The 15,832-nt window shown below is 61.3% G+C and carries 12 protein-coding genes; 10 read left to right on the top strand and 2 right to left on the bottom strand.

The genetic code is table 11. The features are described from left to right. Positions 1 to 65: 65 nt before the first annotated feature. The gene (locus ACWHRL_RS17235; protein ID WP_447894625.1) at positions 66 to 2,255 is read right to left on the bottom strand and encodes a malate synthase G; all 2,190 of its coding nucleotides are present in this window, start codon (positions 2,253 to 2,255) and stop codon (positions 66 to 68) included. A gap of 193 nt (positions 2,256 to 2,448) precedes the next feature. On the opposite strand from ACWHRL_RS17235, the gene ACWHRL_RS17230 reads away from it, so the two are divergent. From ACWHRL_RS17230 to ACWHRL_RS17220, 3 genes are all read left to right on the top strand, one after another. Beyond that, positions 2,449 to 3,489, top strand: coding sequence for an alpha/beta hydrolase (locus ACWHRL_RS17230; RefSeq protein WP_447894624.1), 1,041 nt, complete (start codon positions 2,449 to 2,451; stop codon positions 3,487 to 3,489). A gap of 5 nt (positions 3,490 to 3,494) precedes the next feature. After that, entirely contained in the window at positions 3,495 to 4,709 is a 1,215-nt protein-coding gene (locus ACWHRL_RS17225; protein WP_447894623.1) for an MFS transporter, read from the top strand. Positions 4,710 to 4,812: 103 nt separating this feature from the next. After that, positions 4,813 to 5,568, top strand: coding sequence for a glutaredoxin family protein (locus ACWHRL_RS17220; protein WP_447894622.1), 756 nt, complete (start codon positions 4,813 to 4,815; stop codon positions 5,566 to 5,568). Between the two features lie 10 nt (positions 5,569 to 5,578). Here ACWHRL_RS17220 and ACWHRL_RS17215 read toward each other — a convergent pair whose 3' ends face one another. Continuing rightward, positions 5,579 to 6,748 carry an MFS transporter gene (locus ACWHRL_RS17215; RefSeq protein WP_447894621.1) on the bottom strand — a complete coding sequence of 390 codons (1,170 nt, stop codon included), beginning with the start codon at positions 6,746 to 6,748 and terminating at the stop codon, positions 5,579 to 5,581. Between the two features lie 479 nt (positions 6,749 to 7,227). Here ACWHRL_RS17215 and ACWHRL_RS17210 point away from each other — a divergent pair, with 479 nt between their 5' ends. From ACWHRL_RS17210 to ACWHRL_RS17180, 7 genes are all read left to right on the top strand, one after another. Then, the gene (locus tag ACWHRL_RS17210) at positions 7,228 to 8,718 is read left to right on the top strand and encodes a peptide ABC transporter substrate-binding protein (protein ID WP_447896195.1); all 1,491 of its coding nucleotides are present in this window, start codon (positions 7,228 to 7,230) and stop codon (positions 8,716 to 8,718) included. A 137-nt stretch (positions 8,719 to 8,855) separates the two neighbouring features. Further along, positions 8,856 to 10,442, top strand: coding sequence for a peptide ABC transporter substrate-binding protein (locus tag ACWHRL_RS17205; protein ID WP_447894620.1), 1,587 nt, complete (start codon positions 8,856 to 8,858; stop codon positions 10,440 to 10,442). Between the two features lie 64 nt (positions 10,443 to 10,506). Continuing rightward, the gene (gene oppB / locus ACWHRL_RS17200) at positions 10,507 to 11,433 is read left to right on the top strand and encodes an oligopeptide ABC transporter permease OppB (protein WP_447530280.1); all 927 of its coding nucleotides are present in this window, start codon (positions 10,507 to 10,509) and stop codon (positions 11,431 to 11,433) included. A gap of 12 nt (positions 11,434 to 11,445) precedes the next feature. Beyond that, positions 11,446 to 12,378 (top strand): ABC transporter permease, encoded by a 933-nt coding sequence (locus ACWHRL_RS17195; RefSeq protein ID WP_447894619.1) that lies wholly within the window; start codon positions 11,446 to 11,448, stop codon positions 12,376 to 12,378. A 9-nt stretch (positions 12,379 to 12,387) separates the two neighbouring features. Next, complete coding sequence (locus tag ACWHRL_RS17190; RefSeq protein ID WP_447894618.1) at positions 12,388 to 13,992, top strand: ABC transporter ATP-binding protein; 1,605 nt, start codon at positions 12,388 to 12,390, stop codon at positions 13,990 to 13,992. A 163-nt stretch (positions 13,993 to 14,155) separates the two neighbouring features. Continuing rightward, complete coding sequence (locus ACWHRL_RS17185) at positions 14,156 to 14,449, top strand: hypothetical protein (protein WP_447530277.1); 294 nt, start codon at positions 14,156 to 14,158, stop codon at positions 14,447 to 14,449. A 171-nt stretch (positions 14,450 to 14,620) separates the two neighbouring features. After that, on the top strand, positions 14,621 to 15,694 hold the full coding sequence (locus ACWHRL_RS17180) for a porin (RefSeq protein ID WP_447894617.1): 1,074 nt from the start codon (positions 14,621 to 14,623) through the stop codon (positions 15,692 to 15,694). Positions 15,695 to 15,832 lie beyond the last annotated feature (138 nt).

Here is a 15,832-nt window from a genome sequence, read left to right as displayed (position 1 = left end):
AAGGTGGCATCACCCATGAAAAAGGCCCCGGGCAGTGATGCCCGGGGCCTTTCGTTGGTGCTGGCTTACTTCGCCTTATGCGCTTTTTTCTTATGCACCTGGCGCCATTCGTGCAGTAGCGGTTCGGTGTAACCGGAGGGCTGCTCGCGGCCCTTGAAGATCAGGTCAGACGCCGCCTTGAAGGCGGTGGAGCCGTCAAAGTCGGCGCTCATGGCGGTGTAGCTCGCGTCGCCGGCGTTCTGCTCGTCGACGACCTTGGCCATGCGCTTGAGCGTTTCTTGCACGCGGGCTTCATCGACGATGCCATGGTGCAGCCAGTTGGCGATGTGCTGGCTGGAGATACGCAGCGTTGCGCGGTCTTCCATCAGGCCGACATCGTGAATGTCCGGCACCTTGGAGCAGCCCACGCCGTGTTCGACCCAGCGCACCACGTAGCCCAGAATCCCCTGGCAGTTGTTATCCAGCTCCTGCTGAATCTCGTCATCCGACCAGTTGGTGTCCTCGGCGACCGGCACGGTGAGTAGCTCATCGAGCAGGTCCGTTTCGCCCTGGCTTTCAAGCTCACGCTGAACGTCGGCGACCTTCACCTGATGGTAATGCAGCGCGTGGAGCACCGCCGCGGTGGGTGAGGGCACCCAGGCCGTATTGGCGCCGGCTTTCGGGTGGCCGATTTTCTGCTCGAGCATATTGTGCATCAGATCCGGCATGGCCCACATGCCCTTGCCGATCTGGGCGCGGCCGCGCAGGCCACAGGCCAAGCCCACCTGTACGTTGTTCTTTTCGTAAGCGGTGATCCAGGCGGCGGACTTCATGTCGCCCTTGCGCACCATCGGGCCCGCTTCCATGGCGCTGTGCATTTCGTCGCCGGTACGGTCCAAAAAGCCGGTGTTGATGAAGACCACTCTTGATGTCGCCTCGGCAATACACGCCTTGAGGTTCACCGTGGTGCGACGTTCTTCGTCCATGATGCCCATTTTCAGGGTGTCGCGGCTCATGCCGAGGATATCTTCCACACGGCTGAAGAGTTCGTTGGCGAACGCGACTTCTTTGGGGCCGTGCATCTTCGGCTTGACGATGTAGACCGAGCCTGCGCGGGAGTTGCGCGGCTGGTCGGCGTCTTTTTTCAAATCATTCAGCGCGAGCAGCGAGGTCATGACGGCGTCGAGAATGCCTTCGGGCAATTCATTGCCGTCTTCATCCAGAATGGCCGGCGTGGTCATCAAGTGGCCCACGTTGCGCACGAACATCAGCGAGCGGCCGGGAAGCGTGACGCTTCCGCCCTCGGTGGTTTGCCAGGTGCGGTCGGCGTTGAGCGTGCGCGTGGTCGTCTTGTCGCCTTTTTCGATCTTCTCTTCCAGATCGCCGCGCATCAGGCCCAGCCAGTTGCTGTAAATGCCGACTTTATCTTCGGCGTCGACCGCGGCGACGGAGTCTTCGCAGTCCATGATGGTGGTCAGCGCGGCTTCGACCACGACATCCTTCACCCCCGCCGGGTCGGTCTTGCCGATCGAATCGTTAGCGTCGATCTGAATCTCGAGGTGCAGGTCGTTGTTGGAGAGCAGCACTGCGCTTGGCGCGCTTTCGTCGCCGTTAAAGCCGATCAGCTTGCCGGCATCTTTCAGGCCGGTTTCGCGCCCGCCCTCCAGGGTCACCACCAGGTGGCCGTCGCGCAGGCTATACTTGACCGCATCCCGGTGGGAACCGGTGGCCAGGGGGGCTGCGCGGTCCAGCACGCCGCGGGCGTAGGCGATGACCTTTTCACCGCGCTTGGGGTTGAAACTCGTACCCTTCTCGGCGCCGTCCTCTTCGGAAATCGCATCGGTGCCGTAGAGCGCGTCATAGAGGCTTCCCCACCGGGCGTTGGCGGCGTTCAGCGAGTAACGGGCGTTGCTGACCGGTACGACCAGCTGCGGGCCTGCCTGAATGGCGACTTCACGATCGACGTTGGCCGTTGTAACGTTAACGTTGGCCGGGGCGTCCACCAGGTAATTCTGCTTTTTAAGGAAGCTTTTATAGGCGGTCATGTCGTTGATAGCGCCGGGATGCTCCTTGTGCCAAGCGTCGAGGGCTTGTTGCAGCGTTTCGCGCTCTTCCAGCAGGCGCTGGTTTTTCGGGGTAAGATCGAAGAACAAGGCATCGACGCCGGACCAGAAGGCGTTTTCGTCGATACCGGTGCCCGGCAGGGCGTGTTCGCTGATAAAACGGTCCAGGCTGGCGGCCACCTGTAGACGGTGGCGCGTGATACGCTCGCTCATGGGTCTCTCCTGTGAAGGTGCCCGTGGGGTTGAAGGGGCCACGGCCCGTATCAATGAGTATTTATGGAAAATACTTCCATAAACGCTGGGGCGTGTAAATAGCGTAGTCGTTAAAGCGCCGCCGTGCTCGACTAAATGATAATAGCGCGCGCAATGGCCAAGCAGGCTACATGGCCGTTCAGGGAGACAGGTAATGCACGAGTTCGATCATTTATCAGAGGTGTTCCGCCAGGCAAGCGATGCCCCGGCGCTGCACTACCTGGCGCCGGGGACGGCGCTGACGCAGGCGGTGAAAAGCTACTTTAAGCACTATCAGCTCGACACCCTTTTCGAGAGTACGCCCTCGGTCTACGCCGGGTTTATCGACACCGGGCAGTTCAATTTGTGGTGTCAGGTCTGGAGTCCTATTGCGCCCAAGGGCACCATCTTCGTGGTGCACGGCTATTTCGATCACCTCGGGCTTTATCGTCACCTTCTGAAAAGCCTGCTGGACAAGGGCTGGCTGGTGGTGCTGTGGGATTTGCCTGGTCACGGGCTTTCCAGCGGCCCCCGTGCGGAAATCAACGAGTTCAGCGACTATCAGCACTGCTTTACCCACTTAAAAAAGACGCTGCAGGCGGCGAGTTTGGCGCCCACGCCTTGGGTCGGCATTGGTCAAAGTACCGGCGGGTCCATTCTGATCACCGACGCCCTGGAAAAACGCGAAGCGGCCCGCTGGGCGGGTATCGTCCTGCTGGCACCGTTGGTGCGCCCCTGGCGCTGGAGCCAGGCCAGCTGGGTGCATCTGATTGCCAGCCCCTTTGTAAAAGAACTGCCCCGCAAGTACCGCCCCAACTCCACTGACGAAACCTTCACCGCCTTTCTGCGCGACCAGGACCCGCTGCAGCCCGAGCGGCTCAGCGTTGCCTGGATTTCGGCCATGCGCCGCTGGATTCCCAGGCTGCTGGCGTTCGAGCCGCTGGCGCTGCCCACGCTGATTTTACAAGGCGAGCAGGACATGACCGTGGACTGGGAGCGCAACCTCGAAATCCTGGCCGACAAGCTGCCCGAGGCGACGGTGTATCGCCACCCCGAGGCGCGCCACCATCTGGTGAACGAGGCCGCGACCATTCGCCAGGCGCTTTTTTCAGAGCTTGAAGATTTCATCGACCGGGTGGATACCGAGTTTCCCGCCGAGCCCGAGCGCAGAGGTCGCGGCAAGAAGGCGGCCTCTTCCAAAGCGCTGGCGCCCTAAAGCGCATGGCACGACGCGCTTTCTCTCACCCGCCGGGCTTTTTGGCCAAAAGGCCGGTGGCCGTGATCGCCATCGCTCAGTTGCTGGGCACCTCCCTGTGGTTTAGTGCCAATAGTGCTTTTGATGAGCTGATGCGCGTCTGGAGCGTGAGCGCCACGGATATTGGCTGGCTAACCGGCGCAGTGCAGGGCGGTTTCATTCTGGGCACGCTCTCGCTGGCGCTTACGGGGCTGGCGGACCGCTTTCGAGCCAGCCACCTGTTCGTTGGCTGCGCGCTGGCCGGGGCACTCTTTAACGCGCTGTTTGCCTGGGGGGCGCAGGGGCTTGGGGACGCGCTTTTCTGGCGCTTTATGGTGGGGCTGAGCCTGGCGGGGATCTACCCGGTGGGCATGAAACTGGTGGTGAGCTGGGCGCCAGAGCGCACCGGCCAGGCGCTTGCCCAACTGGTCGCCATGCTCACGCTGGGCACCGCCTTGCCCCACGGCCTCAAACAGCTGGGGGCCGAGATTGCCTGGCAGGTGGTGATCAGCGCGTCTTCGCTATTGGCGCTTTTGGGGGCGGCGTTGATTTTTTGGCTGGGCGATGGGCCCCACCTACCCGCGCGGCCCAAGCCCGGGGCCAGGCGTATTCGTGTGATCGAGGCGTTCAAGGTTCCCCGCTTTCGCGCGGCGGCCTGGGGCTATTTTGGCCATATGTGGGAGCTCTATGCTTTCTGGACCCTGGTGCCGCTGCTGGTGGCAAGCTCGGTGCTGCCTGGCGCCTACCCGGGCCTTGGTATTTCGGGCTTGGCCTTCGGTGTGATCGGCATTGGGGCGCTGGGGTGTCTGCTGGGCGGGGCGCTTTCGCGAAGATTTGGCAGCGCGCCGGTGGCATTGGCGGCGCTGGCGCTGTCGTGTCTCTGCGCGGTGCTGTTCGCGCTATTCTGGCGTCAGCTCCCCCCGGTGGCGCTTTTGGCGCTGCTGCTGGTGTGGGGCGCGGCGGTCGTGGCGGACTCGCCGCAGTTCTCGGCGCTTTCCGCCAGGGCCTGCCCGCCGGCCATCGTCGGCGCGGCGCTGGCCATTTTGAACGCCATCGGCTTTGCCATCACTGTGGTGTCGATTACCGCTATCACCGCCCTATTCGAGCACACCGGCCTGGACGCGGCCTGGCTTTTAGTGCCAGGGCCCATAGTCGGGCTTCTGGGGTTCGTTCTGACGTTGCGCCGCCACCGCGCGCGCTAAGCTTGCCCACCCGCGGCAGGCGCGCCTTGACCCATGGGTGGCCCATAGGTTCTACGCTTATTGACGAACCCCATGAACTCGAAGACCCCTTCAGGAGGCGACGATGGCAAGTACTACCCAGGGCACGGCCCGCGTCTATCGTATGAACATGACCACCCACCGCTGCCCGTTTGGCGTGAAAACGGTGGATCTTCTCAAGCGCAAGGGCTTTACGGTGGAGGATCACTGGCTGACCTCCCGCGAGGAGATCGACGCCTTCAAGGCGTGGGAAGACGTCAAGACCACGCCCCAGACCTATATCAATGACACGCGCATCGGCGGTTACGAAGACGTACGCAAGCATCTGGGCCTGCGTGTGCGCGACCCCAACGCCACCACCTACCGCCCGGTGCTGGCGATCTTCGCCGTGGCCTTGTTGATCGGCCTGGCCGTGAGCTGGGCCGCTCAGGGCACGCTGCTGGGCCCGCGTATGCCGGAGTACGCCATCGCCACGGCGATGGTGCTGCTTGGCCTGCAAAAGCTTCAGGACGTGGAAAGTTTCAGCACCATGTTCGTCAACTACGATCTGCTCGCTCAGCGCTACGTGCCCTACGGCTACGTGTATCCTTTCATCGAAACCCTGGCCGGTCTTTTGATGCTGGCCGGCGCGCTTATTTGGCTGGCCGCGCCGCTGGCGCTTTTTGTCGGCGGGGTGGGCGCGGTCTCCGTTTTCAAGGCGGTTTACATCGACAAGCGCGAACTCAAGTGCGCCTGCGTGGGCGGGGGCAGCAACGTGCCGCTGGGTTTCGTGTCACTGACCGAAAACCTGGTGATGGTGGGCATGGGCCTTTGGATGCCGCTGCGCATGTGGCTGGGCTAAAAAGCACGGTTTATTCACTCTTGCCGGCGCGGGCGTCTCGGCGCCGGCCCGCGGCCAGCAGCGCAAGCACCGCCACCAGGGTAAGCATGTGCACTACCCCCACCAGCGCAAGGGCCCCCGGCCAGCCCCAATGGCTGTAGCAAAAGGCGGCAAGCGTGGCGCCCAGGGCGCCACCGGCGTAATAGAAAGTAAGGTAGAGGCCACTTGCAAACGAAGCGGGCACGCACTGCGCCCGGCTTACCATACGCGTGGTTAGCGTTTGCAGCAGGTAGGTGCTAATGGCAAAGAGCCCGACACTTAAAAGGCTCGTGTAAAAGCCGGTATTGGCGAACGCCAGCGACACCCAAAGCAGCGCGGTAAAGGGCAAAAAGAAGCGCGTCTCGCTGCTGTTTCGATAGAGCCTGGGGCTGGCGATGACCGCGGCGATGGCGGGCAGGGAGGCAAGGTAGACCAGCCCGATCTGCGCAGAGGAGTAGTTGAAGGGCGCTTGGGCGAGGCGCAGCCCCAGCACGGTAAAGACAGCGCTTTGGGTAAAGAGCAGGGTAAAGCCCACGCAGTACGCCACCGCCAAGCGGTTCTCCAAAAGCGCCTTTTTGAGCAGTTGAAGGTAAGGCGCCTGCTCGCTCGGCGGCGCCAGCTTAAGCGGCTGTGTTTGCGTTTGCCGGAAGATGACCAGCCAAGAAAGCCCCAAAAGTGCCGCGCAGCTCAAGAATCCGCCGCGCCAGGCGAATACATCCAGCGCCCAGGCGGGGTAAAAGCGGCTTAACGTGCTGCCGATAATGGTGCCGGCCACAAAAAAACCGACCCGGCGGGCGCGCTGCGCCTCGTTGTCAGCCTGGGCCAGCAGCGCGACGGTAGACGTCAGAACGCAGGGCAAGACCACGCCCTGGGTCACGCGAAGCCACCAGGTGACGCTCAGCGTAGTGCTGAACGCCAGCAGGACATTCAGCGCGATCAAAAGCCCGACCCCCATCAAAATGGCGCTATGCGAGGAGTGCCCCCGAGTAATGCGGTTGGCAAAGGGGGCGGTTAGCATCATGCCAAAAAGAGTGGCCATGTTGAGCCAGCCCGCCTGAGTGAAGCTGGCATCGAGCCGGCCTGCAAGCCAGGGGTAGATCGCCTGTAACTGGTACAGGTTGAAAAAAGCACTCGTGGAGCTTGCGAGTATTAAAAGCCGCATGGCCGCTTCCTGTACCAGTAGGGAGGGTGGCGAGGTGTCGCCCCATACTACCTAAAAGCAAGAGGCTCAGCGGCCCGGGCGCGGCCGGGTTTCTACACGTCAATCTGTTCACTCAACGTGATTTTATCGTGCGATTATCGCTGACTGGTTTAAATGGCCAAGTTTTGTTTAGGTTAAAGTAAATAACCTGTGTTATTAGTTATTCAAGAGAATTATTTGTTTCATTGGCTAGACGGCTAATTAAAAAAACCATAATATCCTTAAAAAAGAACATCAGCGCAACCAGCTGATCTAGCGTTTCAAGCGCACGCCTATCGATATCACAACAACCAGATAAGCCATATTTATCAGATCCTTGGGAGATCACTATGCGCCTTGTAAGCGGTATGCACAAACGTGCCCTATCCACTGCGGTATTTATCGCGTCTGCAGCCCTCGCGAGCCAATCGGTTCAAGCTGAGACACTGGATATTGGCGTGATGGGCGAACTTGCGTCTTTCGATACTTCCCAGGTCTCGGGGGGTGTTTGGGAGTCCCAGGTGCTCATGGACGTGTTCGAAGGCCTCTTCAAAGAAGGGCCGGATGGCGAACTTCAGCCGGGCATGGCAACGGATTACGAGATCTCCGACGATGGCCTGACTTACACCTTCCAGATGCGTGAAGGCGCGGTCTGGTCGGACGGCGAGCCGGTCACCGCCGAAGACTTCGTAGTGGGTTGGCGTCAATTGCTCAACCCCTCCAACGCCTCCAAATACGCCTACATGCTTTACCCGATCGTCAACGCACGGGCCGTCAATTTGGGCGAAGAGCCGCTGGAGGCCCTGGGCGTAGAGTCGCTCGATGACGGGCGCACGCTGAAGGTCGAGCTCAATCATCCGACGCCCTACTTTACCCAGCTTCTGACCCACTACACCGCCTACCCGCAGCCTGCGCATTTGGTGGAAGAGCACGGCCGGCGCTGGATCGATCTGGATCATATCGCCTCCAATGGCGCCTTCCATCCGGTCGAGTGGATTTCGCAGTCCACCATCACCACCGAGAAGAGCCCGACCTACTACGACGCGGACGACGTGAGCCTGGACGGCGTGGTGTTCCACACCACCGAAGACCGCAATGCGGCGATCTCGCGCTTTCGCGCCGGCGAACTGGATATCATTCGGGACTATAATTCCGAGCGTTATGAATGGCTCATGGAGAACCTGCCCGACGCCACCCAGATGGCGCCTTACCAGGGCGCCTACTACTACGTGTTCAACCACCGCGACGGCCACCCGACGACGGACGCGCGGGTACGCGAGGCGCTCAACCTGGTGATTCGCCGCGACGTGATCACCGAGCAGTTGATGAAGGGCACCTTCGAGACCGCCTTCTCATTGGTGCCGCCCGGCACCAGCCACTACGAGCAGCAGCCGATGGCGATTGCCGACGAGTCCTTCGATGACCGTATGGCCCGCGCCCAGGAACTGATGGAAGAGGTGGGCTATAGCCAAAGCAATCCTCTTAATCTGCGCCTACGCTACAACTCCAACGATGAGCACCAGCGTATTGCCGTGGCCATCGCTGCCATGTGGCGCCCGCTTGGGGTCAATGTCGAGATGATCAACTCCGAAGCGACGGTGCACTACCAGTCCATCGCCGAAGGCGATTTCGATGTCGCCCGGGCTGGCTGGATTGCCGACTACAACGACGCCGAGAACTTCCTGGTGTTGCTGCAAAGTGGCGTGGGTAACAATTACGGCGCCTACAGCAATCCCGAGTTCGACGCCTTGATGGACGAAGCGGCGCAGACCCAGGACCTCGACGAGCGTCAGGCCATTCTCGAGCAGGCCGAGCAGATGGCCCTCGAGGATGACGCCTTTGCGCCGCTGATGTTCTACGTCAGCCGCAACCTGGTCAATCCGGCGCTCTCCGGCTGGGAGAACAATATCCAGGACGACCATCCGTCGCGCTGGGTAAGCTTCGACGAGTAGTCACTGCTAGCAAGGCCGGTACGGCCGGCCTTGCCTTCAAAGTGCCAATTTCCCGATTTTAATCGCTTTTGCCTCACCAGGCCGGCGAAGCCGTGCGTGTCCCAAAGGATTCAGCCGGTTAAAACAAAGGAGGCTGTATGTCCCATTTAACCCGCTTGGCGGTGGCCGTCGGTGCCGCGACCCTGGCCCTTACAAGCCTTGGCACCCAAGCCGCGACGCTGCGTATCGACAACGGCGCGGAGCCGGGTACCCTCGACCCGCAGCGCTCCAGTGGTGTCTGGGAGTCCCGCATCATCCGCGAGATGTTCGAAACCCTGGTGAGCTACGGCCCCGAAGGCGAGCTGGTGCCGGGCCTTGCCGAGCGCTGGGAAATGAACGAGGCGGGTGACACGCTGACGCTTTACTTGCGCGAGGGCGCCGAGTGGTCCGACGGCGAGCCGATTACCGCCGATGATGCGCTTTACAGCCTGCGTCGCCTGCTGCGCCCCGAGATTGCCGCGCACAATGCCCAGCTTTACTACCCCATCGAAGGTGCTCACGCCGTCAATATTGGCGAGGCCGAGCCGGAAAGCCTGGGCGTTGAAGCGCTGGATGAACACACCCTGCGCATTCATTTCGCCAAGCCCGCCGCCTGGTTCATGCAGGCGCTGGCGATGCCCGAGGCCGCGCCGCTGCCCGAACATTACGTGACCGCGCAGGGCCAGCGCTGGATCACCCCGGGGCAGACGCCGGTGAGCGGACCCTTCAAGCTTGAGCAGTGGCAGCCCCAGGACCACATCACTCTGGCGAAAAACCCGGCCTACTACGCCGCTGATAGCGTCGCCCTCGACGAGGCGATCTTCTACCCCATCGAAGACGCCAGTGCGGCGCTGACCCGTTACCGCGCGGGGGAACTGGATATCAGCTATAGCGGCGTGCCCGGCCAGCAGTTTGACTGGATCGAGGAAAACCTGGCGGATGCGCTGCAGGTGAGCCCGATGGTCGCCAGCTACTTCTACATGTTCAACATGGAAGAGGGCAGCCCCTTCAGCGACATACGCGTGCGCGAGGCGCTGAATCTCGCCAGCCGCCGCGAAGTGATCGGCGACCAGATTTTGGGCATGGGACAGGTGCCCTCTTACTGGTTTGTCCCGCAGGCGACCTCCGGCGGCACCCAGGGCAAAATGGCGTTTGCCGATATGCCCATGGACGAACGTCTCGAGCGCGCCCGGCAGCTGCTGGACGAGGCGGGCTACGGGCCTGACAACCCGCTCGAGGTCGAGCTTCGCTACAACACCCTGGACGATCACCGCCGGGTCGCCGTGGCCATTGCCGCCATGTGGCAGCCATTGGGCGTCGAGGTGTCACTCAACAACAGCGAAGCCGCCACCCACTTTGCCAACATCAATGAAGGCAACTTCGAGCTGGCCCGCTACGGCATGGTCGCCACCATCGACGACCCCTACGACTTTTTGAATGCCTATAGCGACGGCGGCACCTCGGCGCGCAGCACCGGCTACCACAACGCCGAATACGACGAACTGGTCGCGCGCAGCGATGCGATTCTCGACCCCGAGGCACGGGCCGAGGTGCTGACCGAGGCCGAACAAATGCTGCTCGACGACTACGCGCTGCTGCCTCTTTATGACTACGTCAATTTGGCGCTGGTCTCGCCTAACGTTTCCGGTTGGCACGCCACGCCGCTGGACGTTCACCCGCTTCGTTACATCACGCTCGAGGAGTAGACACCGAGATGGCACACCACGCCGCACCTGGCCTGCAAGATCGTCAGCCAAAAAGGGCAGAGGCATGCTGACTTATATTGCCAAACGCCTTGCCATGGCGATCCCGACGCTTCTGATCGTCATTACGCTGTCGTTCTTTTTGATGCGCATGGCCCCGGGCGGGCCTTTCGATGGCGAGCGCCAGTTGCCGCCGGAGATCGAGGCCAACCTGATGGCCGCCTATCACATGGACGAGCCGCTGTGGCAGCAGTACCTGCGCTATATGGGCAACCTCGCCCAGGGCGATTTCGGCCCTTCGTTCGTCTACAAGGACTTCTCGGTCAGCGACCTGCTGCTCCAGGGCTTTCCGGTCAGCCTTCAGCTCGGTGCGCTGGCGATCGTGCTGGCGCTGCTGCTGGGGATTCCCATGGGGGTCTTTGCGGCCTTGAAGCGCAACAGCGCGGTGGATTACACGCTGATGGGGGTGGCGCTGGGCGGCATTGCGGTCCCCAACTTCGTGATTGCGCCGCTGATGGCGCTGTTTTTCGGCATCGTGCTGGGCTGGCTGCCGGTGGGCGGCTGGAACGGCGGCGCGCTGCCCAACCTGGTGCTTCCCGTGGTGGCGCTGGCGATTCAGCAGATCGCCTATATTGCCCGGATGATGCGCGCCTCGATGATCGAGGTGCTGGGCAGTCATTTCATCCGCACCGCCCGGGCCAAGGGCCTCACCGAGCGCGAAGTGATTCTGCGCCACGCCCTGCGCCCGGCGATGCTGCCGATCCTCTCTTATCTCGGGCCGGCGATTGCGGGCATCATCACCGGCTCCGTGGTGATCGAGCAGATCTTCGGGTTGCCGGGCATTGGCCGCTACTTCGTCCAGGGCGCGCTCAACCGGGACTACACCCTGGTGATGGGAACGGTGGTGTTCTACGGCGTACTGATCGTCTTGATGAACCTGATCGTCGATCTCCTTTATTCGCTATTCGACCCCCAGATCCGCTATGACGATTGAACGGAGCGCGTTATGACCTCTACTTATCACGCCACTGACGAGCAGCCGGGCAACGGCGTTGGCGGCGGTAGCCCCAACCCGCCCAAAGCGCCGCTCAAGGGCGAGAGCCTGGGCCAGGAAGCGTGGCGCCGGCTGCGCCAAAACCGCGCCGCCATGGCCAGTATCATCGTGCTTTCGCTGATTGCGCTGGTGTGTATTGTTGGCCCGTTTTTGCTGCCCTGGGGGCTTGCCGAAGTGGACTGGAGCGCCTTTGGCGTGCCGCCCACCACCGAAGGGTTTCACTTGCTGGGCACCGATGCCAACGGCCGCGATCTTCTGACCCGCACGCTTTATGGGGGGCGCATTTCGCTGTCCGTGGCACTGGTGGCGACCTTCGTAAGCCTGGTGATCGGTGTGCTCTACGGCGCCATTGCCGGGTACCTGGGCGGGCGGGTCGATAACCTGATGATGCGCTTTGTCGACATCATGTATTCGCTGCCCTTCATGTTTTTGGTCATCCTGCTCATGGTGGTACTGGGGCGCAATATCCTGCTGATCTACGCCGCCATCGGCGCCGTCGAGTGGCTGGATATGGCGCGTATCGTGCGTGGCCAGACTCTGGCGCTCAAGCGCCGCGAGTTCGTCGAGGCCTCCCAGGCGCTCGGCGTGAAGGATTCCAAGATCGTTACCCGCCACCTGATTCCCAACTCCATCGGGCCGGTGATCATCTACGTGACGTTGACGGTGCCCAAGGTGATTTTGCTCGAAAGCTTCCTTTCGTTTTTGGGGCTGGGCGTTCAAGAGCCGCTGACCAGCTGGGGCGTTTTGATCAGCGAAGGGACCTCCAACATGCAAGGGGCCCCCTGGATGCTGATCGTGCCCGCGGTATTTTTGGCCGTAACGCTTTTTTGTCTCAATTTTCTGGGCGACGGGCTGCGCGACGCCCTCGACCCACGTACCCGCTAGGAGGCCAGGATGCCCAACGCTCTACTGGAAGTCGATAACCTCAAGGTGGATTTCGAGCTGCCCAACGGCACGGTCTCGGCGGTTAAAGGCGTAAGCTTCAGCATTGCTGAAAACGAGACCCTGGCGCTGGTGGGCGAGTCGGGGTCGGGCAAGTCGGTGACGTCTACCGCGCTGATGCGGCTTTTGCCGAGCCTTGCGAAGATCTCCGGGGCGATCCGTTTCGAAGGGGAGAACCTGGTCGAGGCCTCCAATGCGCGGATGCGAAGCCTGTTGGGTAACGATATCTCGATGATCTTTCAGGAGCCGATGACCTCGCTCAATCCGCTCCACCCGATTGGTCGCCAGATCGCCGAGGTCCTCAAAAAGCACCGCAAGATGAGCGGTAGCGCCGTACGCAGCCGCGTGGTCGAGCTGTTGACCCAGGTCGGTATTCCCGAGCCTACCAAGCGCGTAGCGAGCTACCCGCACGAGCTTTCCGGTGGCCAGCGCCAGCGCGTAATGATCGCCATGGCGTTGGCCTGCGAGCCGCGGTTACTGATCGCCGACGAGCCCACCACCGCCCTCGATGTCACCGTTCAGGCCCAGATCCTCGATCTTCTGCGCGACCTGCAAAAACAGTACGGCATGGCGATTCTATTCATCACCCACGATTTGGGTCTGGTACGCCGCTTTGCCGAGCGGGTCTGCGTGATGTGCCAGGGCGAGCTGGTGGAAAGCGGGACGACCGAAGAGGTGTTCACCGCGCCCCAGCACGACTACACGCGCATGCTGCTCGACGCCGAGCCCAGCGGGCGCAAGTTGCCGGTGGCCGACGACGCGCCGGTGATTCTGCAGGCCGACGACATGAAGGTGCGCTTTACGGTGCGTAAACGCCTGTTCGGCAAGAACGAGTACTTCCAGGCGGTGCATGGCATCAGTCTCGACGTGCGCCGCGGGCAGACCGTGGGCATCGTCGGCGAGTCCGGCTCGGGCAAGTCCACCCTGGGCCGCGCCCTGCTGCGGCTTTTGAAAAGCGACGGGCGCCTGCGCTTTGAAGATACCGACATCACCGGCTTCGATAAGTCGCAAATGCGCCCGCTGCGCTCGCGCATGCAGGTGGTCTTTCAAGACCCCTTCGGCTCGCTTTCGCCGCGTTTGACCGTCGGCGAGATCATTAGCGAAGGGCTCAAGGTCCACTTCCCCGAGCTCGGCCGCCAGGCGCGGGAAGAGCGGGTCATCGAGTCCCTCGAGGAAGTGTCGTTGGACCCGGCGATGCGCAAGCGCTACCCCCACGAGTTTTCCGGCGGCCAGCGCCAGCGTATCGCCATCGCCCGGGCGCTGATTTTGAAGCCGGACTTCTTGCTGCTCGACGAGCCGACCTCGGCGCTCGATCGGTCGGTGCAGATGAGCGTGATTCGCCTGCTGCGCGATCTGCAGCAAAAGTACGGGCTCACGTATCTGTTTATCAGCCACGACCTTGCCGTGGTCCGGGCCCTGGCCGATAACGTGCTGGTAATGAAAGAGGGCCGGGTCGTGGAGCAGGGCAGCACCGAGGCGATCTTCGATCGTCCTCAGGACCCCTATACCCAGGCGCTGCTCGAGGCTGCCTTTCTTAATGACGACCAAGTCGCTTGAAAAGTCGCTTGATGTGCCAACAAAAAAGACGACTTGAAAGAACTTGTGCCAGGGCGTGGTACGCCATGGCGTGAGGGGTCGGCGGCCGGGGGAGAGGGGTTATCCCGGTGAGCGGCTGCCGATGCGTAGTAAAACTAAAATGAACGACAGGAGAAGCGTTGTAATGAAGATAAAAATAGCATTAGTCACGGGATCCATCATTTTGCTCGGGGGCTGCTCACAGCTGCCCTATGGGGATGGCGAGGGCAGCTTTGCCGAAGCCAAGACCCAAAATGCCATACCGGCGGATGTAAGAGCTGCGTTCAATCGCCTGGATACCGACGGCGATGGCGTGATCGACCCGACGGAAGCCTCCTCTTCCTCTGAAATTAGCGGCAGCTTTAACCTTTATGACACCAATGCCGATGGCGTCATTTCCCTTGAAGAGTACGCTGCCCGCATCAGAGACGAGCGATAGCCAAATAGCTTAGCGGCTTGCGACAGCAGGGCGGGTGTACGAAAAATGGGCTCAGCCGCTATAGATTGGCTTATAGGAATATTTATATAAAATTAAATAAAGTCAGGGATACAAAAAATGCTTAACCGTATAAAACCTTTTGCAGTGACAGGCGTACTCGCAGCAGTGGCCATGAGCCAGTCGGCCCAGGCGGCGACGGTGTACGAAACCGCCGAGACGCGATTACAGATTGGGGGCAGGATTGCTGCCGCCAGCACGTTTTTGAACGGCGTCGAGAACGACAACGATCCGAAAAACGCGGGCTCGCGTATCAACGTGGTGCACGAGTTCAACCTAGCGGATGGCTGGTCGACGATCTCCCGCGCGGAATGGGGCTTCGATCCGTTTTTTACCGATGGCACTAACGACCGCTTCAAGCGTTTGCTCTATACCGGGGTGAGCAGCGAAGAGTACGGCACGGTATTGATCGGTAAACAGTGGTCGCTTTGGTACGACATGCTGGCCTGGTATACGGATTACTTCTGGATCAACGGCGCTGCCGCCCAGGGTAGCTTCAATGCGGGCTTCAGTGGCGATGGCGGCGAGAACGGCTTGGGGCGTGCCGACAACGCAATCTCCTGGCAGAACACCTACGACAAGCTCACCGTGGGCCTGATGTATCAGATCGAAGGCAGCGAATTCGATGCCGAGGTGCCCGAGTACAGCAACATCGAGCGCTTCAAGCGCAAGTACGGCGCCCAGGGCGTGGCCCGCTACGCGGTGACCGATGACTGGAACGTCGGCGTAGCCGTTCAGCACAGCAATATCGACAGCACCCTGGATGGCGGCTCAGAGAGCAGCGCCGATGCCAACGCAGCGCTGTTTGGCACTAACTATGCCCCGGGCAACTGGTACTTCGCGCTGACCGCCGGTGAGTACCGCGATACGGTGTTCGATAGCACCTTTTCCGGCCTGGAGCAGCAGGGCAGCGGCATCGTCGATACTGCGCGGGGTTATGAAGGCGTAGCCCACTACACCTTCGAAAACGTAGGCCCTGGCAAGTTCGAGCTCTACTCCGGCTTCAACCGCCTGGAAGATGACGACTCCAGCGCCCGTAACGCCTTCTACCTGCTGGGCGGCGCTTACTTCTTGATGGACGACAACCTGATCCTCTCGGCGGAGTACAGCCTGGACGACTCCAAAGACGCCAATGGCGACGACATTAACGCCAACAGCACCTCTTTGCTGGTGCGCTACAACTACTAGGCGCTGTCCCGCTCGCTAACTAGCTTTTTGCCCCGCTTTTCGAGCGGGGCTTTTTTGTGTCGAACCGCCACCTTTGGCCGGCGTTGGCCAGGCGCGCTCAGGCGATGCACTGCCTTGTTGGCCCCTAAATTGGCCGCG

Source organism: Vreelandella sp. GE22, assembly GCF_968212445.1.
This window is presented reverse-complemented; position numbering and strand designations above follow the sequence as displayed.